The following is a 24,336-nucleotide window of genomic DNA, read 5'->3' on the forward strand; positions in this document are numbered from 1 at the left end:
TCAGGCGGCCTGCAGCGTGAAGAAGAAGGTCGCGCCCTTGCCGGGCTCGGAATCCAGCCACAGCCGGCCGCCGTGGCGCTCGACGATCCGCTTGGCGATCGCCAGGCCGATGCCGCTGCCCTCGAACTTGCCGCGCTCGTGCAGCCGCTGGAACATGTCGAAGATCCGCGAGGCGTGGCGCATGTCCAGGCCGATGCCGTTGTCCTTGACCGAGAAGGCCCAGCGCCCGCGCTCGCGCCGCGCCGTGACGACCACCTTGGGCGGGGCCTCGCCGCGGAACTTGATGGCGTTGCCGATCAGGTTCTGGAAGAGCTGGCGAAGCTGGCCCTCGTCGGCCATCACCAGGGGCAGGTTCTCGACCTCCACCTCGCCGCCGAGCTCCTCCAGGCGGGCGGTGAACAGCTCGGCGACGCCGGAGACCACGGCCTGGGAATCCACCGGCGCCAGCGGCTTGCCCTGTGAGCCGACGCGCGAATAGGCCAGCAGGTCGGTGATGAGCTGCTGCATCCGCCGCGCGCCGTCCGAGGCGTAGTGGATGTACTTGTCGGCCTTCTCGTCGAGCTTGCCGCTGTAGCGCGCGGCGAGGAGCTCGGTGTAGCTGGCCACCATCCGCAGCGGCTCCTGCAGGTCGTGGGAGGCGATGTAGGCGAACTGCTCCAGCTCGGCGTTGCTGCGGCGAAGCTCGTCCTCGTGGCGCTTGCGCTCGGTGATGTCGATGATCGAGGCGAGGGTGAATACGCCCTCGGCCATCTCGATCGGGTTGAGCCCGATCTCGACCGGCACTTCCGAGCCGTCGCCGCGCAGGCCGAAGAGTTCGCGGCCGGACCCCATGGCGCGGGCCTCTGGCTTGGCGAAGAAGCCGCTGACGTGCTCGGGGTGCTCGCCGCGGTGCGCCGGCGGCACCAGCATCTCGATCTTCTGGCCGACAAGCTCCTCGCGCGGATAGCCGAACAGCGTCTCGGCCTGGGTGTTGGCGAGCTGGATGGTGCGCTCGTTATCCACCATCAGCATGGCGCTGGCCGAGGCGTCGATCACCTGGCGCAGGCGATGTTCCTGCTGGGCCAGTTCGGCGGCGGCGCGGCGCAACTCGGTGATGTCGCGGTTGATCGACGAGGCGCCCACGATCCGTCCCTGGGCGTCGCGCAGGGGCGAGAGCGCGACGGAGACCTCGACCTCCGAGCCGTCGCGCCGCTGACGGCGGGTCTCGAAGTGCTCGATCCGCTCCCCGCGTCCGATCCGCTCGACGAGGCGCCGTTCCTCGTCCGCCAGCGACGGCGGGATGATCAGCGACATCGGCTGGCCCACGGCCTCGGCCTCGTCGTAGCCGAACAGAACCTCAGCGCCGTGATTCCAGCTGGTGATGCGGCCGCTCAGGTCCTTGCTCAGGATCGCGTCGTCGGTGGAGGTGACGATGGCGGCCAGGCGCTGCTGTGCGGCCGTCCGCTCACGGATGGTCGCGTGCATGTGCTCCAGCGTGTCGGCCAGCACGCCGACTTCGCCGATCCGCTGCTTGGGCAGGTCCAGGTCGCCGGCCTTCATGAAGCCCTTGGCCGCCTCGGTGATCTGCACCAGCGGGCGGCTGACGCTGCGGGCCACCAGGACGGCCGCCACCGCGCCCAGCAGGGCCGCGAAGAGCGAGGCGATGACGATCGCGCGGCCGGCGCCGGTGGTCGCCGCCGCCCGGTCGGAGGGCGTCATGGTCACCACCACCACGCGCGGGCCGCCGCCCAGGGACACCGGCGCGGCGGCGACGACGAGCTGCTCGCCCGTGGGGCCCTTGATCTCCATGGACAGGGGCTTCGCCGCGGCGGGCACGGCGGCCAGGCCGGGGAAGTCGTCCTGCAGGCGCTTGGCCGGGCCGAGCTCGAAGCCGAAGTCGCGCTTGCGGTCGGGCAGGATCAGGTAGTCGCCCTTGGTGTCCACCAGATAGGCGCCGTCGGCCGCGCCGGCGCGCAGGTGCTCCAGGGCGCTGCGCATGTCCACGTTGACGACCAGGGCGCCGATCGCGCGGCCGTCCGGCGAATAGACCGGCGCGCCGGCCCGCACGACCGGCATGTGCGGCGTCTGCACCTGGCCGTGCTCGCGGTTGAGCTCGAGCGGCGAGACGTAGATCCCGCCCTGGGGAAGGGACACGGTGTCGGTGAAGTAGGGCCTGTCGCCCTTCGGCTGCAGGTCGGCGTCGGCGACCGTGCGCACCGGCTCGCCCTCGCCCGAGCGCTCGACGCGCACCACCTCGCGCCCGCCGTCCGCCTCGCCGATGATGCGCAGCTGCAGGTACCTCGGCTTGGCGGCGAGCTCGGCGCGGAAGGCGCGCAGCACCTCGTCCTTCGCCCGGTCGCGCTGGGCGCCGCCGGGCGCCGTCAGCAGCTCCGCGGCCGGCGTCGCCAGGACCAGGGCCGCGGCGTCCTCGCGCATGCCGCGCACGTCGCCGTTGAGGTCGGCGGCCAGGCGCTCGGCGAACGCCTGCTGGCGCTCGAACTCGCTGCGCGTGAGCGAGCGGCGTATGCCGAAGTCCACCGCGAGCGCCAGGACCAGGGCCGTCAGCAGGATGACGGCGACGGTGGACAGGGTGATGCGTCCGGCGATGGTCATGGACGCGCCGCCGGTCCGCGGCCGTCGGCCGGCGATCTCGCGCGCGGCGCAAGAGACGAGATCAGAGCGCGGCGATCATGGATCATGCGCTTCCTTCCCCACCGCGATGTTCCCTCGCCTGAGCGCGGGGAATCACCTCGATCTCGTGAGATTGCAACAGCTTATGAGTGTGATCAACAACCGCTGCGCGCTGCGGCGCGGGGAGGCGGCGGCGCAGGACCCGCGCCGCCGCGGCAGGCGCCCCTAGCGCGGGGCCATGCGGATCGCCCCGTCCAGGCGCACGTCCTCGCCGTTGAAGTAGCCGTTGACGATCATGGTCTCGGCGAGCTGGGCGTACTCGGCCGGATCGCCCAGGCGCTTGGGGAAGGGCACAGAGGCGGCCAGGCCCGCCTTGACGTGCTCGGGCGCGCGGCCGAGCAGCGGGGTGTCGAAAATCCCCGGCAGGATGGTGTTGATGCGGATCGCCTCGCTGGAGAGGTCGCGGGCGATGGTCAGCGTCATGCCGACGATGCCGGCCTTGGAGGCGGTGTAGGCCACCTGGCCCATCTGGCCCTCCTCGGCGGCGACGGAGGCGGTGTTGACGATGGCGCCGCGGTCGCCGTCCTCCAGCACCGGCAGGGTGAGCATGCCGGCCGCGCTCTTGGTGATGCAGCGGAACGTGCCGATCAGGTTGACCTGGATGATCCGCTCGAAGTTCTCCAGCGGGTATTCCTTGACCGCGCCGGTCTCCTTGTCGCGCGAGACGGTCTTGGCCCCGCCGCCGACGCCGGCGCAGTTGACCAGGATGCGCTCCTGGCCGTTGGCCGCGCGGGCCTTGGCGAAGGCCGCGTCGACCTCCTCGCTGGAGGTGACGTTGACCTTGCAGAACACCCCGCCGAGCTCCTTGGCGAGCGCCTCGCCCTGCTCCTCGTTGAGGTCGAAGAGGGCGACCTTCACGCCGTGGCTGGCCAGCCGCCGGGCGGTGGCCGCGCCAAGGCCCGACGCGCCGCCGGTGATGACGGCCGAGATGGTGTTGTCGAGTTTCATGGGGACGTCTCCGAAAACCTATCCGCGCCTTCTTCAGCCTTTCTGCCGTCGGGGAAGTCGAGAGGCGCGGCCGCGGGCGCGCAAAGCGGCTGGACCTGGAGGCCGATCGGCGGCTCCATGGGGGCGTTGCCGCCGGCGCCGAGGGCCGGCGGGCGAAAGACCGGAGGCGGCATGACGCCCATCGCGCCATTGGTCCTGAGCGCCGCCGTCCTGGCCGCGGCGCCCGCCGAAAAGCCGGGGGACTGCCCGGCGATCGGCGTGGCGAGGCTGGAGGCGGACGGCGCCGTCGTGCTGCGCCTGACCGCCGAGGGGCCCGGCGGCCTGCATGGCGACGGGATGCTGCGCTACGCCCCGTCCGATCCCGGCTACCAGGCGGTGCGCGAGCACATCGGGCCGCTGAAGCCCGGCGAGACCGTTCCGGTCTGTCCCTGGCCGGACGAGGCCGCCCCGCCACCGGCCAGGCCCGCGGTCAAGCCGGATCGGCGCTAGGCGGCGCGGTCGCGCAATCTTGATGAGTCACGCCAGCAGAAGTTGAACGAGTATGGTTACGCGCAACCAGTCTCCATCTGACGCCGGAGGAGCCTCGTCCGATGAGCAGCATCGCCAAGGTTTGGAAAGTCATCGCGCCGTTCGTCTACCTGGCCGTCCTGGTGGGCGGCGCGGCCTATCTGCTCAACCAGCACCGCTCCAACGGCCTGGCGCGCATGGGCTTCAGCCGTAGCCAGCAGAACGCGATGATCGGGGCCGCCGGCAAGGTCGCCCAGCCCGAGCCCATGCCCCCTCTCGCGAGCGACAGCCAGATCCAGGCCGGCCAGGCGCAGATGGACGAGATGAACCGCTACGAGGCCGCCCATCCCGGCGGAAGCGCGGCGCAGGACGAGCTGGAAAAGCTGAAGCAGGAGCAGCAGGACTATCTGGCGCAGTCGCGGCCGCGCGAGCCGCAGCCGTCCGACCGGCTGGTCTCCAAGCCGCCCTCGATGTTCGACGATCCGCAGCCGGCCTCGAACTAGGCCCCGGCGCCGCCCGGCGCGTCGGCGCTCCCGGCCATGCGGGCCCGCACCTTCATCCAGATCTCCGCCATGACCACGCCGGGAATGACGCGGCTGTCGCGCCGCACCTTGTGGACGAGCGGCCGCGCGCCGGTCAACGCCAGCGCCTGCCGTGCCGCCGGGTTCTGCGCGAACTTGGCCTCGCAGGCGCGCTGCATGAGCCCCCAGTGGTCGGCGGTCCCGCTGCGGATCGCCGCGCCGTCGTAGTCGAACACAGGCGGCGTCTTGAGCCTCTGGCCCTCGCGCTTGGCTTCGGCGCCCGGCAGGGCCGCCAGGCGGTCCCGCTCGGCCGGGTCGGACGGCTTGAGCGACTGCCAGAAGCTCTCGACGCTGGCGTAGCGCCGACCGTCCAGCGCGAAGGGGGCGGCGGCGAAGTTGGAGATCAGGTCGAGTGGCGGCGGCGAGGCCGAGGTGATGTTGAGCGGCAGGTTGCGCGCCTCGTCCTCGGGGCCGAGGTCGATGAACTGCACGCCGGCGCCGGAGTGCATCATCCGGAAGACGTGGCCCTCGCACGCCTCGCCGAAGCGCGCGATCTCGGCGCCGTCGTCATCGTCGTCGGGCGCGAGGATCAGCAATCCCCGTTTGAAGAGCACGCGCACGACCGCTCCTCCTCACAGACCGCAGGGGGCCAGCTCAACGCGGCCGCGCGCGGATCGCAAGCCCGCCCTGGCCAGCCGCGCGCCGAAACGAAACGGCCAGACCCGGCGGGCGCACCTCGCAGTCGCCCGGTTCGCCCAGGATCACGCCGAGCGCGCGGGCAGCGTCCGGCCGGAGCGCGCCGGGCGCGGAGGCCGGGCCGCCCATCCGCGCCTCCAGCGCCGCGACCAGAGGGGCCAGCCGCCGGTCGGCGGCCTGATCCGGGCCGAGCGCGCGAAGGAAGCTCTTCACGCAGTCGATCCCGAAAGGCCGGTTCGCGCCGCTCAGCATCGGCGGGCCGAGGTCGAGTTCCAGCCAGGCGATGTGTCCGCGCGCGTCGAGCCCGGCCGTGAGGAGGACGAAGGCCCGGAACGCCGGCCCCTCGGGGCGGAACCGGACGAGGCGCCCGGACGGGTCGGGCGCCTCGTCGTCCGGCGTGAACGAGAACCAGCCGAAGAGCGCGGCGCCGCGCACGGCCTCCAGTGGCGCGCCGACGAGGCCGCGCCGTCGAAAGAGCGATCCGAACCATCCCACGGCCATGGCTTGCGTCCGCCGCGCCGGCCGCCGCCGGCGGGCCAGACTAGACCGTTTCAGGCGCTCGTGTCCGCAAAGCGGCTGGACGGGACGCGGCCGGCGGGGCCAATATCAGGTTGTCCTTCACCACGATGCGACGTCAGCGCGTCCGGCTGATCATTGGAGAGCAATGATGCAGGCTGTCAGCGTATTCCTGAATCGATGCGGGCCCGCGGCGCGGGCGCGGCGGGCGGTCACGGCGGCCCTGGTGATCTTCGCCTTCCTGTTCGCCGGCCTGCCGCAAGCCCTGGCCGCCGAGCCCAATCCCCAGGCGCTCAATCCGCGCACGGCGCTGGTGCAGAGCGGCGACGGGGTGCCCGGCCGCCGGATCGGCTGGTACGTCGACGACGCGCTGCTCGCCTACAAGCGCGCCCTGGACGAGCACAAGCCGATGGTGCTGGTCTTCGGCGAGCGGTGGTGCGGCTACTGCGGCGACATGATCGCCCAGGCGCTGACCTGTCCGAACGTCAACGCCCTGTCCGGCCAGGCGGTGTTCGCCTATTCGGAGGCCAGCGTGGACAAGGGCGCGGCGACGATCGCCAATTCGCTGGGGATCAAGAAGTACCCGACCGTCGCCATCCTGGAGCCCGATCCGAACATGCTTCGCGAGCGGGGGCGGATGGAGGGACTCTATGGCGACACCGAGATGGCCAAGCTGCTGCGCCGACTGCTGTCGGGCGGCGCTGACAGCGCGAAGGTCTCGCCCATGGCGAACCACGACGCGGACGGGCTGGCGCTGTCGCGGGCGCCCATGGACCAGCCGTGCACGTGAGCCGGCCGTGATCGGCTTCACCCCCTATCTGGCGCTGTTCCTGGCCTGCCTGGCCGGGGCCGCGATGACCTTTCCCCGGCATGACCCCGCCATGCGGCGGCGGCTGGTCTGGGCCCTGCTGCTGCTGGCGCCGTTCGTCGCGGCGGTGGCGCTCGGGCCCCTGGTGCTGGACCCGCACTCGATGAGCGAGGCGCGCCGGGTCTGGATGGAGAGGGCGCAGTACGCCGCCCTCGCCGCCTGCGTGGCGATCGCGCTGGCGCTGCTGGCCTTCATGCGCGGCGCGCGGCTCTTCGTCCTGTCGCTAGGCGGGGCGGCCGTGCTGGCGGACATTGCGCTCACGGGCGCGAACCTCATGGCGATCAATCCGGGGAGCTGAGGCGGGGGCTAGCCCAGCACGCGCATCCGGCGCAGCAGCAGCAGCGCGGCGCCGACCACCGCGACGCAGACCGCCGAGGCCCAGACGAAGCCGAAGCGCGAATGCTCGAAGGGCAGGCCCGGCACGTTCATGCCAAAGGCGCCGGTGATCAGCGTCGGCGGGATCAGGAGGGTGGAGATCACCGTCAGCGCGCCCATGTTGCGGTTGGTGGCGCTGTTGATCAGGGTGTCCATCTCTTCGTGCAGCAGCCGGCCGCGCTCGGCCAGGCCGGCGGCCTCGGCGTCCACGTCCTCCATCCAGGCCAGCCCCTCGACGAAGGCGTCGGCCAGCATGTCGATGCGCCGGCCATGGCGGCCGGCCTGGGCGCGGGCCAGGACGCTGCGCAGGGCCTGCAGCTCGCGGCGGTGGCGGGCGATCTCGCGGCGGGCGGCGGCCAGGCGGGTCTCGTGCGGGTGCTGCGGCTTGGCGAGCACGTAGTCCTCGATGCCGCTGAGCTCGTCGCCGAGGTCGTCGAGCAGGCCCTCGATCAGGCCGACGTAGAGTTCGACGAGCTCGACGAGGGCGTGCACGGGGCTCTCCAGCCGCTGGCCCTTGTCGACGGCGCGGCGCAGGTCGTCGACGGCGTGCAGGCTGTAGACCCGCCCGGTGATCAGGCGGCAGGCGTCGAAGGCGAAGACCAGCCGCCCCTCCTCGCCGGGGCGGCCGGCGAGATCGCGCTGCAGATCGGGCAGGGCGCCGATCACCCAGCCGTCGACCTGGGAGATCTGCACCCGCGGCTCGCCCTCGGCGAACAGCTCCAGCGCCTCGGCCGGCAGGCCGGGCGTCTCGGTCAGCTTGCCGCGCGCGCGCACGTCGCTGAGGCGAAGGTGGGTCCAGGTCCAGGCGCCGGCGGGTTCGGCCGCCGGCACGAAATCCGGCCCAAGCGGCTGCGGTGCGCCGTCCAGGAAACGGTAGGCGCAGATCACGCCATGCGCCGGGCCCGCCCATTCCTCGCTGATCGGCATGGCGCAGGGCTAGCCGCAGTTTGTGACAGTTCCGCGAAGCCGATGGCGCAGCCGCCCGGCTCAGATGCGGGCGGCGCGTCCGTGGCGCAGATGCAGGCCCGCCATCAGGCCCATGGCCAGGATCAGGCACACGGCGCCGAAGCCCAGGGCGCCGCGGGTTTCGGCGTCGCTGACCAGGAACGAAGCGAAGAGCGGCCCGAGGCTGGAGCCCAGGAGCTGGGCCCCGCCCAGGAGCACGGCCGCGCGCCGGCTGGGGTCGGCCTCGATGGCCATCGGCGCGAAGAACGGCAGCACGAAGAGCCAGAGGAAGCCGAACGCGCCGCAGCCCGCCAGGAACAGGACCGGCGGCGGCAGGCTGGCGAAGACGGCCAAGAGGCCCAGGTCGGCCACGCCGCAGACGACCACGGCCCAGAACCAGCGCACGCGGCCGGCCAGGAGGGTGGCGGCCGTTCCGCCGAGCACCTGGCAGGCCAGGGAGATCGACACCGCCGTCCCGGCCACGGCCGGCGCATGGCCCGCCTGGCGCGACAGGGGCTCGGCGTAGACCCACACGCCGACGATGAAGGCCAGGAACAGGAAGCAGGCGCCGAGCGCGGCCCAGCCGGCGGGCGGGGACAGGCCGCCCTCCTCGGCGCGGGGCAGGCGCAGGAAGCGGCCCGGCACGGCCAGGCTGCAGGCCGCGGCGACGACGCCCAGTCCGGCGAGGGCCATGAAGCCGCCGTTGGCGCCGTAGCGGCCGACGACGAAGGCGGTGAGCAGCGAGGCCATGGCGAGCTGGGCCAGGGTCTGCAGCGTCAGGAACAGGCCCGACCAGCGCTCGGGCCGCGGCGCGCGGGTGATCAGGTTGATCGTCACCCACACCAACAGGCCCTCTGGCGCGCCGGCCACGCCGCGAACCAGGGTGATCATCTCGCCGCTGACCTGCAGGGTGGCCAGGTTCGCCGCCGCCAGCGCCGCGCCGGCCGCGGCGGTGATCAGCCGCAGGCGCTCGGGCGCGAGCCAGGCGCCGGCCAGGGCGAGGGTCAGGCCCATGGTCATCAGCTCGGCGGTGGCCGCATGGCCGATCTGGCTGGCGGTGAGCCGGGCCTCGTGCTGCAGCTCGCCCAGCAGCAGCGGCTGGAGGCCGGCGATCATCACGCCGACGACGCCGATGGCCAGGACCGCGGCGCTCTGCGCCAGGGTCGGCCGCGCCCCGATCCAAGCCGGCGCCGAATGTGCGTCAACCTTCATGGGCGCTCCTGTGGTTCGCCGTTAGATAGCGAATGCTATTATTGTCTGCGCCGGCGAGGGGGCTCGAAAATCCTTTCCGGCGCGTTCGGGGCGTCAATTGCGCCGAAAGCGGGCAGGCGCGCGCTCAAGGACCTAGAGCGCGCCGAACCGGCGCAGCACGTTGCGGGTGATCTGGGCGATGAAGGGATCGCCGGCCTTCAGCGCGTGGGCCCACTCGGTCGTGCCGCTGTTGAACACCTCGCCCTCGCCGCGGCGGAAGGCGGCCATCGCGGTGTGGCCGCGCAGCATGCGCTGCTGCGAGGCCGGGCTGGCGTCGCCGTAGACGATCTGGGCGCAGACATCGAGCTGCTCGGGCGGGACGATCGGCGCATAGCCGCGGTCCGGCTCCTCGCCGAAGGCGCAGGGCGCCAGGGCGATGATCTCCAGGTTGGCCGGAACGCCCAGGGCGGCGATCGGCGCGGGCAGGCCGTCGTCGCCGAACTCGAAGCGGCAGCCGTCGTTCTCGTAGCCCAGCAGCGGGATGTCGCCGCCGACCACGTCACCGTAGAACAGGTCGGTTCCCTCCAGCGCCCAGTGGCGGTCGCGGTAGACCGTGAAACCGCCCTGGCCGCGCGAGACGCACATGCCCAGGCGGTGGTAGCCGCCGAACAGGAAGGACAGGCCGGTGAGCTCGGCCTCGGGCCGGCCGAAGGCGGGGTGGGACCACAGGTGCGTGCCGTTCGCGCCGGCGTCGGGCTCTGCCTGGAAGCCGCGCCACTTGTGGCAAATCAGGGTGTCGCCGCCGTCTTCCCAGCGCACGCGCCAGAAGGCGGTGTTGCCCGAGAAGATGGCGAGCTTGCCGCCGGCGTCGACGAAGCGCTCGACCTGGTCGCGCTGCGGGCCGGACCAGTACTCGCTGTGGCCGACGGCGATGACGGCCGAATAGCCCGTCAGCACGTCCGGCTCGGCGTCCAGGTCGTGGTCGATGAAGTAGTCCAGGGCCACGCCCTCGGTCTCGGCCCAGGCGGCGAAGGCGTGCTCCCACTTGTTGAGGAAGCCGGCCGAGCCGTCGTAGGGCGAGGCGGCGTGGGCGCGCATCCAGGCCGGATCCGCGGCCCAGGGACGCTCCTCGAAGCCGCGTTTGCGCATGTTGACCAGGCGCGGCGCGTCCTCCGGGGCGGCGATGATGTTCTGCACGAAGGGCCGGCGGCTGGAGAGCACGCCGATGGCGCCCTGCATGGCCTCGGCCAGCTTGGCGCGCCCGCTCATCAGGGTGGTCACGTCGCAATAGGCGTTGGCGCCGCCCCACCAGTTGTAGGCGTGGTAGGTGTTGGTCGCCAGGACGAAGGCCGCCTTGGCGCGGCGCTCGCCGACGGGCGGCTTGACGCAGACGAAGTGGTGGGTGGTTTCGCCGGCCGCGTCGGTCAGGGCGATGTCGTAGTAGCCGCTCTTCCAGTCCTGGCCGACCTCGACCTCCAGGCAGGCGGGCCAGCCGCAGCCGTCGCGATCCACGTGCTCGGGCGCGGGGTGGTCGCCGACGGCGATCCCCTCGCGGCTCAGCACCACCTCGCGGCCGGCGCCCACCCGGGCGACCTCAAGCGAACAGGGGCCGCCGCGCGCCGAGGCGTGCAGGGAAAAGCGCTCGCCGGGGCGTACGCTAAGACGGTCGGTATAGCAGGCCAGCATGCTTTCTCCCCTCGCGAGTTCGCGGATAAAGTAGCGATAGCTATCCTAATGGCAAGCGTGCAAACGCCGTCTCATTCAAGATTGCGGTAGTAGAACACCAGGGCGCGGGCGACCTGTTCGGTGACCTCGGCGGCCTCGCGGTCCGGCTCCTCGAGCACCATCTCGGTGGCGGCGTAGCCCAGCTCGGTCGACAGGCGCGTGGCGATGCGCAGCCGCTCGCGCGGCACGTTCGGATAGAGCGAGGCCATCGCGTCGGCCAGGCGGTCGGCGACCATGTCGCGCGAGGCGATGCGCAGGTCGCGCAGGATCGGCACGGCGCGCATGGCGCGCATGATCGAGATGTTGCCGGGAAAGCGGCGGGTGATCTCGTTCACCCGCTCCTGCAGGCGGCGGTTGCTCTCGATGGCCTCCTCCAGGGTGTCGGCCTCCAGCCCGCCGGCGTCGATCCATTCGAGCACCGCCTCGTCCTGTTCGCGCATGAGCCGGTCGCCGAGCTCGCGCAGGATCGCGTACTTGTTGGGGAAGTAGCGGTAGAGCGCCGGCGGTGTCAGGCCCGCGCGGCGGCAGACCATGTTGGTGGACAGCCGCTCGAAGCCGACCTCCTCGAGCAGCCGGCCGGTGGTCTCGACGATCAGCTCGAAGGTGTCCTGAGCGCGGGCCTGCGACGGCTGCAGCTTGGTTTCGGTGGCCACCTTCCTCGAAGCCCTGCCCTCCCGAGGGGCAGCGGCGGCGCGCCTGGTCGTCTTCACGCTCATTCTTTCAGCGTTTCCTCCACCGCGATGATTGCAAAAACGACCGACAAAGCCATGACTCTCCTATCATAGCTATCGCTATTGTTTAATGGATAGCCATCGCTATCCTACATGCATCAGAGTCAAATATAAGGGGATGCCTCGTGCGTAGTTTCTTCATCAGCGTCAGCGCCGTCGCGCTGATCGCCGCTTCATCCGCCCACGCACAGACCGCGAGCGACGCGGACGACGGGGTCACCATCGAGCCGATCGTCGTCACCGCGCAGAAGCGGGCCGAGAACATGCAGGACGTTCCTGTGGCGATCAGCGCCCTGTCGTCCAAGGCGCTGGAAGAGCAGCGCGTGATGAGCATCGTCGACCTGGACAACCTTGCGCCGGGCCTGCGCATCTCCAGCGCCGACGCGGCGGCCAACCCGAAGATCTTCATCCGCGGCGTCGGGCTGAACGACTTCAATCCGTCCTCGTCCAGCGGCGTGGGCGTCTACGCCGACGGCGTCTACATCGGCTCGCCCCTGGCGCAGATGGCCTCGTTCTTCGACCTTGAGCGCGTGGAAGTGCTGCGCGGCCCGCAGGGCACGCTCTACGGGCGCAACACCACCGGCGGGGCGATCAACCTGATCTCCAAGCGGCCGACCATGAGCCCCTCGGGCGAGGCGTCGATCGAGTACGGCCGGTTCAATTCGCTGAACGCCTCCGCCGCCTACGGCGGTCCGATCATCAAGGACGTGCTGGCCTTCCGCGTCGCGGCCCAATACGTCAACGACGACGGCTACAGCCTGAACACCTACACCGGCCACCGGGTGAACGACGCCGACCGCACCGCCCTGCGCGCCTCGCTGCTCTACACGCCGGACGACGACACCGAGGTGCTGGCCGAGGTCAACCGCTTCATCAACCGCGGCGGCGCCATCCAGGCCAAGTCGCGCCCGCTGTTCCCGCTGACCGCCGAGGCCACCGGCGCCGACGGGCTCTGCGGGTCCGCCTTCTACTACAGCGGCCAGTGCAGCGACCTGGAGGGCTACTCCGACACCGACAAGAACACCCGGCACGTCTCGTCCGACAGCGAGGGCAAGGACCGGGTCGACCTGTGGAGCGCCTCGCTCTCGGCCGCCCGCAAGTTCGGCGACCTGTCGCTGGTGTCGATCACCGCCTACCAGAGCGTCCACCGCAACGACCAGGAAAACACCGACGCCAGCCCGTACGACATGATCACGGCGGCCTACATCAACTACCAGCGGGAGTTCTCGCAGGAGTTCCGCCTGCAGTCGGACGTGGGGCCGGCCAAGTGGGTGCTGGGCGCCTACTACATGCACGACGAGCTCGTCAGCAGCAGCTCCTACGACATCCTGCGCGACTACCGCCCCTACTTCATCACGCCGGACAATCCGACCGGCTACAGCCTGGAGAACTCGATCGGCGTCTTCGGCTATCCCTACAAGCAGAAGACCGATTCCTACGCGGTGTTCGGCCAGGTGGACTATGACCTGACCGACAAGCTGCAGCTCAGCTTCGGCCTGCGCTGGTCAGCCGACGACAAGACCTTCCACTACGTGCGCGACGCCGAGAACGGCCAGATCGTGCTGTTCACCTATGACGGCTCGAAGACCTTCAGCGACTTCTCCGGGCGTCTGGGCGCGAAGTACCAGCTCACCGACGGCACCAACGTCTACGCCACCTACAACCGCGGCTATAAGAGCGGCGGCTTCTTTGGCGGCTCGGCGGACGATCCCAGCCAGCTCGAGCCCTACGACAACGAGACGGTCAACGCCTACGAAGTCGGCTCCAAGAGCGACCTGCTCGGCCGGCGCCTGCGGATGAACCTGTCGGCCTTCTACTACGACTACCAGAACATCCAGGCCTACTCGACGGTGCTGCGCGGCGGGCTGACCGTGCAGGTGCTGGACAACGCCGCCTCGGCGGAGATGTACGGCGCCGAGGCCGAGTTCACCGCCACGCCGGTGCGCGGCCTGGACCTGTCGCTGGGCCTGGGCTGGCTGCACGCCTTCTACGGCGACTACAAGTCCGAGGGCGGCGACTACAGCGGCAATCGGATGCCCCAGGCGCCGAAGTTCAACATGACCGCGGGCGCGCGCTACCGCTTCGACCTGCCGGCGGGCGGGTCGATCACGCCCAGCGTGGACGTCTCCTATCGCTCGAAGATCTACTTCGACAGCACCCAGACCGAGCGGCTGTCGGATCCGGAGCTCTGGCTGGTCGACGCCCAGCTCGCCTGGACCTCGCCGGACCGGACCATCGAGGCCGGCCTGTGGGGCAAGAACCTGACCGACGAGAGCTACCTGAACTCGATCTCGCCGATCGACAGCCTGGGCGTGGACCTCTTGGGCTACGCCCCGCCGCGGACCTACGGCGTCTTCCTGCGCTACCGCTACTAGGCGGCGGCTCAGCCCCGGGCGCGCGAGCGTCCGGGGCGTTCGCCCTGGCCGCCGTGCGCGGCCTCCAGGGTCTCCAGCGCGACCACGAAGACGCGGCAGGCCTCCTCGGTGAGCAGGGCCGCGTCGGGGCCGCCTTCCTCCAGCACCATCTCGGTCGCCGCGTACATCAGCTCGGTGGAGAGCTTGGTGTGCACCCTGAGGGTCTCGGCGGGAATGGACGGGAAGGTGCGGGCGAGCACGATCGACAGCCGCTGGGCCACCGCGTCGCGCGAGGCGATCCTGAGGTCGTGCAGCGGCGGGGCGGCGCGCAGGGCGCGCATGATGGCGATGTTGCCCGGAAAGTTGCGGGTGAGTTCGATGATCTCGGTCTGCAGGGTCAGGAGCCTGCGGATCTGCTCGGCGGTGGTGTCGCCGGCCGGGCCGCCCGCGTCGATCCAGCGGAACACCGCCTCGTCCTGCAACTGCATGATCCGGTCGCCCAGCTCCCGCAGCAGGGCGTACTTGTTGGGGAAGTAGCGGTAGAGCGCCGGAGGCGTCAGGCCTGCGCGCTCGCAGACCAGGTTGGTGGTGAGCTGCTCGAAGCCGACCTCGTCGAGCAGGCGCCCGGCGGTTTCGACGATCAGCTCGAACGTCTCCTGCGAGCGGCTCTGGCGCGGGCGCTTCTTGGTGCTCAGCGGGAGCGGCTTGTCCATCCAGTCCTCCGCCGCCGGCGACGCGGCGATCGGTTCAGCCATAGCGCCCGGCGGCGTGGCGGCACAATCCCCGCCGGCCTCAGGGCGCGGGCTTGCGCGGCCGCTGACCGTAGGCGGCGAACTGCCCGGAGATGGCCGCCATCGCCTGGTCGTCCAGCAGGTTGGGCCCGCCGATCGCCAGGGTTCCCCAATAGACGGCGGCCTGCTCCTCGACCTCCTCGGCGATCGACAGGGCGCGGTCGAGGCTGGGGGCGACGACGATCTGGCCGTGGTTGGCCATCAGGGCGGCGTATCGGCCGTCGAGCGAGGCGGCCACCGCCTCGGCCAGCTCGGGGGTGCCGAAGGTGGCGTAGGGCGCGACCGGAATGCTGCTGCCGCCGGACACGGCCACCATGTAGTGCACCGCCGGGATCGGCCGGCCGGCGCAGGCCAGGATCGTCGCGTAGCGGGAATGGCAGTGGACGACGGCGTTGACGTCCGTCCGCGAGGCCAGCAGGCCCCAGTGCATCCGCCATTCGCTGGAGGGGCGCATCGCCCCCTCCGGCGAGGAGCCGTCGGGCCGCACCAGCACCATGTGCTCGGGCTCCAGCCGGGGCGCGGGCACCCCGGAGGGGGTGACCAACATGTCCTGGCCGAAGCGGACGGAGACGTTGCCGGAGGTGCCGCGGTTCAGGCCGCGCTCGTCCATCGCCTTCATGACGCGCGTCATGGCCGCGCGCAGTTCGGCCTCGTTGGGCTGGGACATCAGGCGGTCTCCCGAAGCGGCGTCGCGCGCATGGTCGCGACGGTGTGGTCGAAATCGACGAGGCGGCCCAGGGTGGCCAGGTCCTGGGCCACCAGGGCGGCGGTCGCCGCGCCCAGGCGGCACGCCTCCAGCGGCGCCCAGCCGCGCGCCAGGCCGGCGATGAAGCCCGCGCAGAAGGAATCGCCGCAGCTGGTGGTGTCCACCGGCTCGACGACGTGGGCCGGCACGACGGCGATCTCGCCATCGAACAGGGTCACCGCGCCTTCCGCGCCGTTCTTGATCACGCAGGCGCCGGCGCCCGTGGCGACGAAGCGGCGGGCCGCGGCCGCAAGGTCGGCCTCGCCGGTGAGGCCGCGAGCCTCCACGGCGCTGGGCATGAAGACGTCGACGAAGGGCAAGAGGCGCTCCAGCTCGTCCATCGCCGAGGGGCGCGGGGCGATCAGGTCGCAGGTGACCACCGCGCCGCCGGCCTTGGCCGCCTTCAGGAATTCCGCGCCGGGCCCGCCGTCCAGCTTGGGCCCGCCCACGCCGCCGTAGTGGACGAACCGTGAGGCGGCAGCGGCGGCCATGGCTTCGGGCGCGGCCTCGGCGAAGCTGCCCGCGCCCGGCGCGTGCAGCACGGGCCGGCGGCCGGCCGACGAGATCGGCAACAGCGTGGTGGAAGTCTGGGCGCCGGGCAGGACGGCCAGCCAGCGCGTATCCACGCCCTCCGACTCCAGGCCCAGGCGCACCAGGCGGCCGGTCATGTCGTCGCCGACCGCCGAGACCAGGCCGGTCTTCAGGCCGAGCCGCGCGGCGATCATCGCCGGGGCCGCGGCCGTGCCGGCCGGCGCGCACTCGCACCCCTGGATCAGCGCGGTCCCCTCGTCGGCGGGCAGGGCGTCGATGGGCCGGGCCACCACGTCCAGAGTGGTCAGGCCGATGGCGAGCAGGTCCAGGCTCATGTTTCCCCCTTTTGGTTTCGCCGGGCAGGCGGCGGCGCTCCAGGGCCCAGGGCCCAGGCGGCGCGCAGCATAAGGTCGAGTCGCGTCCGGCGCATGGCGGCCGGGGCGCGAGCTGTCGTAATTTGATAGCATAAGCTACCTAAATCGCCGTCGCAACGCGTCCGGCGCCGGGCGCCCCGGCGACGCAGCGGCTGCAGCCGGGCGCGCGCGGTGCTCGCATCAAAAAGATAGTTGACACTATCATAAACGCGGATAGAACGAACGGGCGATCGAAACGGAGTCCGCCATGAGCACGACGGCCACCCCCCGCGACCTGCAGATCACGCCCAGGGACCTGGCCTTCGGCCGCGGTCAGGAGAGCGAGCGCTGGTGGCACGGGGGCGATCCGGTGGCGACGGCCTTCTACAACGCCCTGTCGCTGACCTTCCCGCAGGGCGAAGCCTATTTCGTGCAGAGCGTGCGCCACTTCCTGGACCAGGCGCCGGAGCCGCTGCGCGGCCAGATCGCCGACTTCACGCAGCAGGAGGCCTTCCACTCGCGCGAGCACATGGCGTTCAACCGCCAGGTGGCGGCGGCCGGCTACGAGACCCGCCGGATCGACGAGCTGATCCGCGAGGACATCCGCCAGACCAAGCACGAGCCGCCCGAGGTGCACGTGGCGGCGACCGCGGCGCTGGAGCACTTCACCGCGATGCTGGCCCACGCCTGGCTGGCCGACGAGCGCCACTTCGAGGGCTGCCCGGAGGAGATCCGGCGGCTGTGGCGCTGGCACAGCGTCGAGGAGATCGAGCACAAGGGCGTGGCGTTCGACACCTTCATGCACGCCACGCGCGAGCTGCCAGCCTACAAGCGCTGGTTCTTCCGCGTCGCGGTGATGGCCCAGGTGACCCGGGACTTCTGGAAGGAGCGCAAGCGCGACATCGGCCTGCTGTTCCAGCAGGACGGGATCGACACGCCGAAGACCTGGCGGCGGCTGACGGCCTACCTGTTCTTGCGGCCGGGCCTGCTGCGCCAGGTGTTCCTGCCGTACCTGACCTACTACCTGCCGGGCTTCCACCCGTGGCGGCACGACGACCGCGAACTGGCCGCGCGCGTGGAGCGCGCGCTGGGCCTGGACGCCGCCGGCCAGCCGGCCTGACGCCGAAGCCCGCCTTCCCAACTCACCAAGCCGTCAACAGAGGATCGCATCATGGCGTGGACGAACAGCAAGGACCGGGCCCTGCGGGAGCGCGCCCAAGCGGTCATCCCCAACGGCATGTACGGCCACCAGTCGGTGATGCTGCTGCCGGACGACTACCCGCAGTTCTTCAGCCGCGGGGAGGGCGCCTACATGTGGGACGCCGACGGCAACCGCTACCTCGACCTCCTGTGCGGCTACGGGCCCAACCTGTTCGGCTACGGCCATAAGGCGATCGACGACGCCTACGTCGCCCGGCTGCGCGGCGGCGACACCCTGACCGGGCCGGGGCCGGCGATGGTGGAGCTGGCCGAGGCGATGGTGGGCATGGTGAGCCACGCCGACTGGGCGATGTTCTGCAAGAACGGCACCGACGCCACGACCATGGCGATGATGGTCGCGCGCAACCACACGAAGAAGAAGACGATCGTGCTGGCCAAGGGCGCCTATCACGGGGCCGCGCCCTGGTGCACGCCGCTGAAGAACGGGGTGACCGAGGCCGACCGGGCCAACCAGGTGTTCTACGACTACAACGACGTGGAGAGCCTGGAGGCGGCGGTGAAGGCGGCCGGCGGCGACCTGGCCGCGATCTTCGCCTCGCCGATCAAGCACGACGCCTTCATCGACCAGGAAGCGCCGAGCCCGGAATACGCCCGCCGCGCGCGCGAGCTGTGCGACGAGCACGGCGCGCTGCTGATCGTCGACGACGTGCGCGCGGGCCTGCGCCTGGCGCGCGACTGCAGCTGGTCGCTGGTGGGGGTCAAGCCGGACCTGTCCTCCTGGGGCAAGGCGATCGCCAACGGCCACCCGATCTCGGCCCTCCTGGGCGCCGAAGCCTTCCGCATGGCCGCGGCCACCATCTACGTGACCGGCTCGTTCTGGTTCTCGGCCGCGCCGATGGAGGCGGCCCTGGTCACCCTGGGCCTGGTGCGCGACACCGACTACCTGGAACGCACGATCGCGCTGGGCGAGCGCCTGCGCGCGGGGCTGGACGAGGCGGCCGGACGGCACGGCTTCGGTCTGCGCCAGACCGGGCCGGCCCAGCTTCCGCTGATCATGTTCGAGGACGACGCCGACTTCGCCAAGGGCTACGCCTGGTGCGACGCGCTGATCCGGCGGGGGGTCTACATGCACCCCTGGCACAACATGTTCATCTGCGCGGCGATGACCGAGGCCGACATCGACTTCGCGGTCGAGGCGGGCGACGACGCCTTCAAGGCGATCAAGGCGGCCGGCAAGCTCGAGCCCGCCACCAAGCTGCAGATCCTGCATCAGCACGCGGCCGAGTAGTCCGCGAGGCGGCGGGCCGGTTCGGCCCGCGACGAAATCCCGTCGCACGGTTGTGCGCGACTCACGGTGAACTGGCCGACCCTGCTGGGAGATCCGGTTCCTTGAAGCGCAGCCTGTCCGCCGCTCTGTGCCTCGCGCTCGGCGCCTGCGCCGTCTACCGGCCGGCGCCGCCGCAACTGGCGGCCAACGTCCAGGCGTACGACGCCCGCCGCCTGCCGGAGCGTCCGGCGGCGCAGCCCTGGGACCGGGCGTCGCTGCTGGCGGCGGCGCTGGAGCGCAATCCGGCGATCGCCGCGGCCCGGCGCAGTTACGAGGCCGCCCTCGCCGCCGCCCAGGCCGCGCGCGTGAGGCCGGCCGCCACCCTGACGCTCACCGCCGAGTTCGCCGACGAGCATCCGCAGTGGGGCTATGGCGCGGGCGCCGACATTCCATTGGACGCGGGCGTGCGCCGCGCCGCGCGGATCACGGCGGCCGATCTTCCGGCGCTGAAGGCGCGCTACGCCGCCGCCGAGGCGATGTGGACCGTCCGCTCGGACCTGGCGCGGGCCGAAGTCGAGCTTCGCGCCGCCCGCCAGGAGGACGATCTGGCGAGCCGGCTGGCCAAGCTGCAGGGCGAGCGGGCGCAGGTGCTGGAGCGCCGCGTCGCCGCCGGGGAGGACGCGCGCTCGGTTCAACTGATGGCCGCCGCCGATGCGGTCGCGGCCGAACACCGCGCGGCGAGCGCTCGCCAGCGGCTGAGCGCGGCGCAGGCGGCGCTGGCGGCCGCGACGGGCGTGCCGGCGTCTGCCGTGGCGGACCTCGCGCTGTCGCCGGACGCGGCGGAGCCCGACCTCGCCGGCCTGCCGGACTGGCGCACCCAGGCCGCCGTTTCGCGGCTCACCGTGCTGGACGTGGTGGCCGACTACGACCTCGCCGAGAACGACCTGCGCCTGGAAGTGGCCAAGCAACGCCCGGAGATTCGGCTGAGCCCGGCCTACTTCTACGATCACGGCGCGAACAAGCTGCCGTTCAACCTGTCGCTGACCCTGCCGCCCGCAGACCTGAACCGCGCGGGGATCCGCCAGGCCGAGGCGGCGCGGGCGGCGGCGGGGCGGACCCTGGAGCGGACCCAGGACGAGGTGCTGGCCGGCGCCGACAAGGCGGCCGCGGCGCTCGCCCTGGCCCGCGCGGAGACGGCGCGCTGGCGCGACAGGGACCTGCCGGCGGCCGTGCGCACGGCGCAGGACGCCGCCGCCCGTTTCGCCGCCGGGGCCGGCGACCGGCCCGACCTGCTGGCGGCTCAGGCGGCCGAGACCAACGCCCGGCTCGGCCTGCTCGACGCCGAGCGCGTCCAGGCGCTGGCGCGGATCGACCTGGAGGACGCCCTGCGCCGCAGCTTCGACCCGGACGAGGCGGCCGTCCTTTCCTCCGCCGACGCCAAGCTGGGAGGCTCATCATGAAGCGCCGCCATATCCTCGCGGTCACGGCCGCCGCGGCCCTGATCGCCACGGCCGCCCGCGCGGAAGACGTCGTGCGGCTGGACGCCGCCGCCCAGGCGCGGCTGGGCGTGGTGACCGCCAAGCTCGCCGCCACGACGCTGACGGCCCAGGCGCAGGGCTTCGCCCGCGTGCTGGATCCCCTGCCGCTGGCCAGCCTGGAGGCCGATCTGGCGGCGGCGGAGGCCGCGGCGGCGGCGTCCCGCGCCGAGGCCGCGCGGGCCAAGGCGCTCAACGCGGCGGACCATGCGGTCTCCAACCAGGCCGCCGAGGCGGCGCAGGCGCTGGCCCGCGCCGACCAGGCCAAGCTGGCGCTGCTGCGCCGGCGGCTGGAGCTGGAATGGGGGACCGGCCTGGCGGGCATGGGGACGGCCGAACGCGGCCGGCTGGAAGACGCCGTGGCGGCCGGCGAGGCGGCGCTCGTGCGCATCGATGCGGCGCGCCCGCAGGCGGCGCCGGCGCAGGTGGAGCTGAGGCCGGCGGGCGGGCCGGCGATCACGGCCCGGGTGCTCGGCCCGCTGCGCACGGCCGACCCGCGCCTGCAGTCGCCCGGATGGCTGGCGCTGGTGCGCGGGCCTGCCGCGCGAAATCTCGCGGCCGGACAGGTCGTGCCCGCCGTGCTGGCGGGAGGCTCGGCCGGGCGGGGGGTGATCGTGCCGCGCTCGGCGCTGATGCGCGGGGCGGGCGAGACCTTCGTCTATGTGCGCCGTGACGCCGGCGCGTTCGAGCGGCGGGTGCTGGCCGGCGGCCAAAGCACGCCGAACGGCCTGTTCGTCACCGGCGGCGTCCGTCCCGGCGAGGCGGTGGTGGTGGAGGGTGCGGCCAAGCTGCTGGCGGCCGGCTCCGGCGGCGGCGAGATCGACTGACCATGCTCGCCGCGATCGTCGCCTGGACCCTGAAGTTCCCCCGGCTGGTGCTGGCGGCCAGCGCGCTGCTGCTCGTCTACGGCGGCGTGGTGGTGAGCCACGCCAAGCTGGACGTCTTCCCCGATTTCGTGCCGGCCCAGGTCGAGGTGCAGACCGAAGCCCCCGGCCTGACCGCCCAGCAGGTGGAGCAGCTCGTCACCCGGCCGGTCGAGCAGACGATCAACGGCGCGGCCGGGGTGGCGGCGGTGCGCTCGACCTCGATCGCCGGCCTCTCGGTGGTCAACGTCGTCTTCACCGACGGCTCGAACCCCTATCGCGCCCGCCAGATCGTGGCCGAGGCGCTGGGCGAGGTGAGCGGCCTGCCGGCGGGTGTGGCCACGCCGAAGGTCTCGCCGCTGACCTCCTCGACGATGGACCTGCTCAAGGTGGGCTTCACCAGCGACAAGCTGACGCCGATGGCGCTGCGCAGCCTGGTGGACTGGACGGTTCGTCCGCGTCTGCTGTCGGCCGCCGGCGTGGCGCGCGCCACCGTCTATGGCGGACAGACCCGCCGCATCGAGGTGCGGGTCCGCCCCGGGGAGCTGGCGGCGCGGGGGCTCGCCCTGACCGACGTCCTGGCGGCCGTGCGGGCCTCCGCCACGGTGGGCGGCGGCGGGTTCATCGACACGCCGCAGCAGCGGATCCTGATCGAGCCGCGGGGCCAGGCGATGAGCGCCGCCGACATCGCCGCCTCGCCGCTGCCGTCGGCCGGCGACGGCGGCGCGCCGGTCCGCATCGGCGACGTGGCCGAGGTGGTGGACGGCGCGGCCCCGCTCAACGGCGACGCCCTGATCATGGGCGAGCCGGGCGTGCTGATCAGCCTGTCGAGCCAGTACGGCGCCAATACGCTGGAGGCGACGCATGCGGTGGAGGCGGCGCTGGACGAGCTGCGCCCGGCCCTGAAGGCGCAGGGCGTCAAGGTCTACGCCGGGCTGCACCGGCCGGCGAATTTCATCAGCTCCGCGCTCGGCGGCATCTCCGAGGACCTGGCGATCGGGGCCGTGCTGATCGCCCTGGTGCTGTTCCTGTTCCTGCGCGACCTGCGCACGGTGGTCATCGCCTTCGTCAGCATTCCGCTGGCGCTGCTGACCGCCGTCATCGTCTTGGACGCCATGGGGCTGACGCTGAACACCATGACGCTCGGCGGGCTCGCGGTGGCGCTGGGCGTGGTGGTCGACGACGCGGTGATCGGGGTGGAGAACATCGTGCGCCGCCTGCGCGGCCGTCCTGACGGCGTGACGGCGCGCGAGGTGATCCGCGCGGCGGCGATCGAGGTGCGCGCGCCGGTGATCTACGCCACGGCGATGCTGGCCCTGGTGCTCTTGCCGGTGCTGCTGCTGCACGGGCTGCAGGGCGCGTTCTTCTCGCCGCTGGCGCTGAGCTTCATCATCGCCACCTTAGCCTCCCTGGCCGTGGCGGTGGTGGTGACCCCGCCCATGGCGCTGCTGATGCTGTCGCGGGCGAAGCTGCACGAGGAGCCGCCGCTGCTGGCGCGGGCGAAGGACTGGCACGAGCGGCTGCTGCGCCGGCTGATGGCGGCGCCGCGGCTGGCGGTGGCGGGCGCGGCCGTGGCGGCGATCATCTCCGTAGCCGGCTTCATGCTGTTCAACTCCGAACTGCTGCCGAGCTTTCGCGAGGGGCATTTCGTCCTGGGGGTGGCCGGCCCGCCGGGAACCTCGCTGGCCGTCATGCGCGACTATGGCCGGCGGATCAGCGCCGACCTCTTGAAGGTGGACGGCATAGCCAGCGTCGAGCAGCAGCTTGGCCGCGCGGAGGGCGGGGAGGACACCTTCGGCGCCGAGCGCAGCGAGTTCCACGTCGAGCTGAAGCCGAAGCTGTCCGGCGCGCGGCAGGACCAGATCCAGGCGCGCATCCATGAGATTCTGGACAGTTATCCCGGCCTGCGGACCGAGGTGCTGACCTTCCTGGGCGACCGGATCGGCGAGTCCCTGTCCGGGGAGACCGCCGCCCTGGCGATCGGCGTCTACGGCGGCGATCTGGACACGCTGGACAGGACCGCCGGGCGCATCGCCGCGGCGCTGCGCGCCGTTCCCGGCGCCGTGGACGTGCAGGTGCAGACCCCGCCGTCGACGCCGGTGGTCCGCATCGACCTGAACCACGACGCCCTGGCCCGCTACGGCCTGACGCCCGCCGACGCCATGGACACGATCGCGGCGGCCTATCAGGGCGCATCGGCCGCCCAGCTCTTCCAGGCCGACCGGACGGTGGAGGTGGTGGTCACGACGCCGCCGGACCTGCGGCGGGACCCGGAGACGGTGGGCGAGCTCCTGGTGCGCGGGGCGGGCGGGACCCTTGCGCCGCTGAGCGCGCTCGGCCGCATCCGCCTGGCCGAGGCGCGCACCTCGATCAGCCACGAGGGCGGGCGGCCGCGCCAGGTGGTCACCGCCAACCCCGCGCCGTCCGACGTCGCGCGGGTGACGGAAGCGGCCAGGCGGGCCATCGCCGAGAAGGTCAAGCTGCCGCCCGGCGTCTACCTGGAATTCACCGGCACGGCGAAGGGCGCGGCCGAGGCCCGCCGCGAGCTGTTGTTCAACAGCGCCCTGGCGCTGGGCGGCGTGGTGGCGCTGTTGCTGGTGGCCTTCGGCGGCGGCCGGGCCGTGGGCCTCATCCTCGGCGCGGCGCCCTTCGCCCTGGTGGGCGGGGTCGTCGCCGTGGGGCTGACCGGCGCCAGCCTGTCGCTGGGCTCGCTGGTCGGCTTCATCACCCTGTTCGGCGTGGCCGCGCGCAACGCGATCCTGCTGATCTCGCACCTCGACCAACTGCTGGAGGAGGGCTCCGTCTGGTCGGCCGACACGGTGATCCTGGCCACGCGCGAGCGGGTCACGCCGATCCTGATGACCGCCCTGGTCACCGGCCTGGGCGTGCTGCCCCTGGCCCTGGCGACCGGGCAGGCGGGCCGCGAGATCCAGGGGCCGATGGCGGTGGTGATCCTGGGCGGGCTGGTGACGTCCACCATCGCCAGCCTCGTGCTGCTGCCCTCGCTCACCTGGCGCTACGGCCGCGCGCGGGGGCGGTGACC

21 protein-coding genes are annotated in these 24,336 nt (G+C 72.1%); 10 read left to right on the forward strand and 11 right to left on the reverse strand.

Going from position 1 to position 24,336, the window contains the following annotated elements; translation table 11 throughout:
- Both ACE3TA_RS05080 and ACE3TA_RS05085 read right to left on the reverse strand, forming a co-directional pair.
- Positions 1 to 2,592, reverse strand: a complete 2,592-nt coding sequence (locus ACE3TA_RS05080; RefSeq protein WP_374571171.1) for a PAS domain S-box protein — start codon at positions 2,590 to 2,592, stop codon at positions 1 to 3.
- A gap of 243 nt (positions 2,593 to 2,835) precedes the next feature.
- A complete protein-coding gene (locus ACE3TA_RS05085) occupies positions 2,836 to 3,618 on the reverse strand; it encodes an SDR family NAD(P)-dependent oxidoreductase (RefSeq protein WP_374571173.1) in 783 nt (260 codons plus the stop codon).
- A 171-nt stretch (positions 3,619 to 3,789) separates the two neighbouring features.
- Between ACE3TA_RS05085 and ACE3TA_RS05090 the strand changes: the two genes are divergently transcribed.
- Both ACE3TA_RS05090 and ACE3TA_RS05095 read left to right on the forward strand, forming a co-directional pair.
- Positions 3,790 to 4,107 carry a hypothetical protein gene (locus tag ACE3TA_RS05090; protein WP_374571175.1) on the forward strand — a complete coding sequence of 106 codons (318 nt, stop codon included), beginning with the start codon at positions 3,790 to 3,792 and terminating at the stop codon, positions 4,105 to 4,107.
- 101 nt (positions 4,108 to 4,208) lie between these two features.
- Positions 4,209 to 4,628: a hypothetical protein gene (locus ACE3TA_RS05095; RefSeq protein WP_374571177.1), complete on the forward strand. Its 420-nt coding sequence runs from the start codon at positions 4,209 to 4,211 to the stop codon at positions 4,626 to 4,628.
- On the opposite strand, the gene ACE3TA_RS05100 is transcribed toward ACE3TA_RS05095, so the two are convergent.
- Both ACE3TA_RS05100 and ACE3TA_RS05105 read right to left on the reverse strand, forming a co-directional pair.
- A complete protein-coding gene (locus ACE3TA_RS05100; RefSeq protein WP_374571179.1) occupies positions 4,625 to 5,266 on the reverse strand; it encodes an NADAR family protein in 642 nt (213 codons plus the stop codon). The genes ACE3TA_RS05095 and ACE3TA_RS05100 overlap by 4 nt on opposite strands.
- 34 nt (positions 5,267 to 5,300) lie before the next feature.
- Entirely contained in the window at positions 5,301 to 5,843 is a 543-nt protein-coding gene (locus ACE3TA_RS05105; protein ID WP_374571181.1) for a hypothetical protein, read from the reverse strand.
- A 166-nt stretch (positions 5,844 to 6,009) separates the two neighbouring features.
- Here ACE3TA_RS05105 and ACE3TA_RS05110 point away from each other — a divergent pair, with 166 nt between their 5' ends.
- Together ACE3TA_RS05110 and ACE3TA_RS05115 are read left to right on the forward strand one after the other, a co-directional pair.
- The gene (locus ACE3TA_RS05110) at positions 6,010 to 6,648 is read left to right on the forward strand and encodes a thioredoxin fold domain-containing protein (RefSeq protein ID WP_374571184.1); all 639 of its coding nucleotides are present in this window, start codon (positions 6,010 to 6,012) and stop codon (positions 6,646 to 6,648) included.
- A gap of 7 nt (positions 6,649 to 6,655) precedes the next feature.
- Positions 6,656 to 7,024 (forward strand): hypothetical protein, encoded by a 369-nt coding sequence (locus ACE3TA_RS05115; protein WP_374571186.1) that lies wholly within the window; start codon positions 6,656 to 6,658, stop codon positions 7,022 to 7,024.
- A gap of 8 nt (positions 7,025 to 7,032) precedes the next feature.
- Here ACE3TA_RS05115 and ACE3TA_RS05120 read toward each other — a convergent pair whose 3' ends face one another.
- From ACE3TA_RS05120 to ACE3TA_RS05135, 4 genes are all read right to left on the reverse strand, one after another.
- Entirely contained in the window at positions 7,033 to 8,028 is a 996-nt protein-coding gene (locus ACE3TA_RS05120; protein WP_374571188.1) for a CorA family divalent cation transporter, read from the reverse strand.
- Positions 8,029 to 8,088: 60 nt separating this feature from the next.
- Complete coding sequence (locus ACE3TA_RS05125) at positions 8,089 to 9,258, reverse strand: MFS transporter (RefSeq protein ID WP_374571191.1); 1,170 nt, start codon at positions 9,256 to 9,258, stop codon at positions 8,089 to 8,091.
- Between the two features lie 132 nt (positions 9,259 to 9,390).
- Complete coding sequence (locus ACE3TA_RS05130; RefSeq protein ID WP_374571193.1) at positions 9,391 to 10,923, reverse strand: N,N-dimethylformamidase beta subunit family domain-containing protein; 1,533 nt, start codon at positions 10,921 to 10,923, stop codon at positions 9,391 to 9,393.
- 71 nt (positions 10,924 to 10,994) lie between these two features.
- Positions 10,995 to 11,615, reverse strand: a complete 621-nt coding sequence (locus ACE3TA_RS05135; RefSeq protein WP_374571195.1) for a TetR/AcrR family transcriptional regulator — start codon at positions 11,613 to 11,615, stop codon at positions 10,995 to 10,997.
- Positions 11,616 to 11,818: 203 nt separating this feature from the next.
- Between ACE3TA_RS05135 and ACE3TA_RS05140 the strand changes: the two genes are divergently transcribed.
- Entirely contained in the window at positions 11,819 to 14,068 is a 2,250-nt protein-coding gene (locus ACE3TA_RS05140; RefSeq protein ID WP_374571197.1) for a TonB-dependent receptor, read from the forward strand.
- Between the two features lie 8 nt (positions 14,069 to 14,076).
- Here ACE3TA_RS05140 and ACE3TA_RS05145 read toward each other — a convergent pair whose 3' ends face one another.
- From ACE3TA_RS05145 to ACE3TA_RS05155, 3 genes are all read right to left on the reverse strand, one after another.
- A complete protein-coding gene (locus tag ACE3TA_RS05145) occupies positions 14,077 to 14,760 on the reverse strand; it encodes a TetR/AcrR family transcriptional regulator (RefSeq protein ID WP_374571199.1) in 684 nt (227 codons plus the stop codon).
- 79 nt (positions 14,761 to 14,839) lie between these two features.
- Positions 14,840 to 15,505 carry a class II aldolase/adducin family protein gene (locus ACE3TA_RS05150; RefSeq protein ID WP_374571201.1) on the reverse strand — a complete coding sequence of 222 codons (666 nt, stop codon included), beginning with the start codon at positions 15,503 to 15,505 and terminating at the stop codon, positions 14,840 to 14,842.
- Positions 15,505 to 16,449 (reverse strand): carbohydrate kinase family protein, encoded by a 945-nt coding sequence (locus ACE3TA_RS05155; protein WP_374571203.1) that lies wholly within the window; start codon positions 16,447 to 16,449, stop codon positions 15,505 to 15,507. The genes ACE3TA_RS05150 and ACE3TA_RS05155 overlap by 1 nt, the downstream gene beginning before the upstream one ends.
- 286 nt (positions 16,450 to 16,735) lie before the next feature.
- Between ACE3TA_RS05155 and ACE3TA_RS05160 the strand changes: the two genes are divergently transcribed.
- The 5 genes from ACE3TA_RS05160 to ACE3TA_RS05180 all read left to right on the forward strand — a co-directional run bounded on the left by ACE3TA_RS05160 (position 16,736) and on the right by ACE3TA_RS05180 (position 24,334).
- Positions 16,736 to 17,587, forward strand: a complete 852-nt coding sequence (locus ACE3TA_RS05160) for a metal-dependent hydrolase (RefSeq protein ID WP_374571205.1) — start codon at positions 16,736 to 16,738, stop codon at positions 17,585 to 17,587.
- 51 nt (positions 17,588 to 17,638) lie between these two features.
- Positions 17,639 to 18,916, forward strand: coding sequence for an aminotransferase class III-fold pyridoxal phosphate-dependent enzyme (locus ACE3TA_RS05165; protein ID WP_374571207.1), 1,278 nt, complete (start codon positions 17,639 to 17,641; stop codon positions 18,914 to 18,916).
- Between the two features lie 101 nt (positions 18,917 to 19,017).
- Positions 19,018 to 20,355 (forward strand): TolC family protein, encoded by a 1,338-nt coding sequence (locus ACE3TA_RS05170; protein ID WP_374571209.1) that lies wholly within the window; start codon positions 19,018 to 19,020, stop codon positions 20,353 to 20,355.
- Positions 20,352 to 21,257 (forward strand): hypothetical protein, encoded by a 906-nt coding sequence (locus ACE3TA_RS05175; protein ID WP_374571211.1) that lies wholly within the window; start codon positions 20,352 to 20,354, stop codon positions 21,255 to 21,257. The genes ACE3TA_RS05170 and ACE3TA_RS05175 overlap by 4 nt, the downstream gene beginning before the upstream one ends.
- Before the next feature lie 2 nt (positions 21,258 to 21,259).
- Complete coding sequence (locus tag ACE3TA_RS05180; RefSeq protein ID WP_374571213.1) at positions 21,260 to 24,334, forward strand: efflux RND transporter permease subunit; 3,075 nt, start codon at positions 21,260 to 21,262, stop codon at positions 24,332 to 24,334.
- The last annotated feature ends 2 nt before the right edge of the window (positions 24,335 to 24,336 follow it).

Source organism: Phenylobacterium sp., assembly GCF_041916435.1.
Lineage (GTDB): Bacteria > Pseudomonadota > Alphaproteobacteria > Caulobacterales > Caulobacteraceae > Phenylobacterium.

Excerpts from the sequence above, each read along its gene's own strand:
- ACE3TA_RS05150 (WP_374571201.1), bottom strand. The coding sequence starts at position 15,505 with ATGTCCCAGCCCAACGAGGCCGAACTGCGCGCGGCCATGACGCGCGTC.
- ACE3TA_RS05175 (WP_374571211.1), top strand. The coding sequence starts at position 20,352 with ATGAAGCGCCGCCATATCCTCGCGGTCACGGCCGCCGCGGCCCTGATC.
- ACE3TA_RS05120 (WP_374571188.1), bottom strand. The coding sequence starts at position 8,028 with ATGCCGATCAGCGAGGAATGGGCGGGCCCGGCGCATGGCGTGATCTGC.
- ACE3TA_RS05145 (WP_374571199.1), bottom strand. The coding sequence starts at position 14,760 with ATGGACAAGCCGCTCCCGCTGAGCACCAAGAAGCGCCCGCGCCAGAGC.
- ACE3TA_RS05085 (WP_374571173.1), bottom strand. The coding sequence starts at position 3,618 with ATGAAACTCGACAACACCATCTCGGCCGTCATCACCGGCGGCGCGTCG.
- ACE3TA_RS05155 (WP_374571203.1), bottom strand. The coding sequence starts at position 16,449 with ATGAGCCTGGACCTGCTCGCCATCGGCCTGACCACTCTGGACGTGGTG.
- ACE3TA_RS05160 (WP_374571205.1), top strand. The coding sequence starts at position 16,736 with ATGAGCACGACGGCCACCCCCCGCGACCTGCAGATCACGCCCAGGGAC.
- ACE3TA_RS05095 (WP_374571177.1), top strand. The coding sequence starts at position 4,209 with ATGAGCAGCATCGCCAAGGTTTGGAAAGTCATCGCGCCGTTCGTCTAC.
- ACE3TA_RS05180 (WP_374571213.1), top strand. The coding sequence starts at position 21,260 with ATGCTCGCCGCGATCGTCGCCTGGACCCTGAAGTTCCCCCGGCTGGTG.
- ACE3TA_RS05110 (WP_374571184.1), top strand. The coding sequence starts at position 6,010 with ATGCAGGCTGTCAGCGTATTCCTGAATCGATGCGGGCCCGCGGCGCGG.
- ACE3TA_RS05105 (WP_374571181.1), bottom strand. The coding sequence starts at position 5,843 with ATGGCCGTGGGATGGTTCGGATCGCTCTTTCGACGGCGCGGCCTCGTC.
- ACE3TA_RS05130 (WP_374571193.1), bottom strand. The coding sequence starts at position 10,923 with ATGCTGGCCTGCTATACCGACCGTCTTAGCGTACGCCCCGGCGAGCGC.
- ACE3TA_RS05165 (WP_374571207.1), top strand. The coding sequence starts at position 17,639 with ATGGCGTGGACGAACAGCAAGGACCGGGCCCTGCGGGAGCGCGCCCAA.
- ACE3TA_RS05090 (WP_374571175.1), top strand. The coding sequence starts at position 3,790 with ATGACGCCCATCGCGCCATTGGTCCTGAGCGCCGCCGTCCTGGCCGCG.
- ACE3TA_RS05080 (WP_374571171.1), bottom strand. The coding sequence starts at position 2,592 with ATGACCATCGCCGGACGCATCACCCTGTCCACCGTCGCCGTCATCCTG.
- ACE3TA_RS05125 (WP_374571191.1), bottom strand. The coding sequence starts at position 9,258 with ATGAAGGTTGACGCACATTCGGCGCCGGCTTGGATCGGGGCGCGGCCG.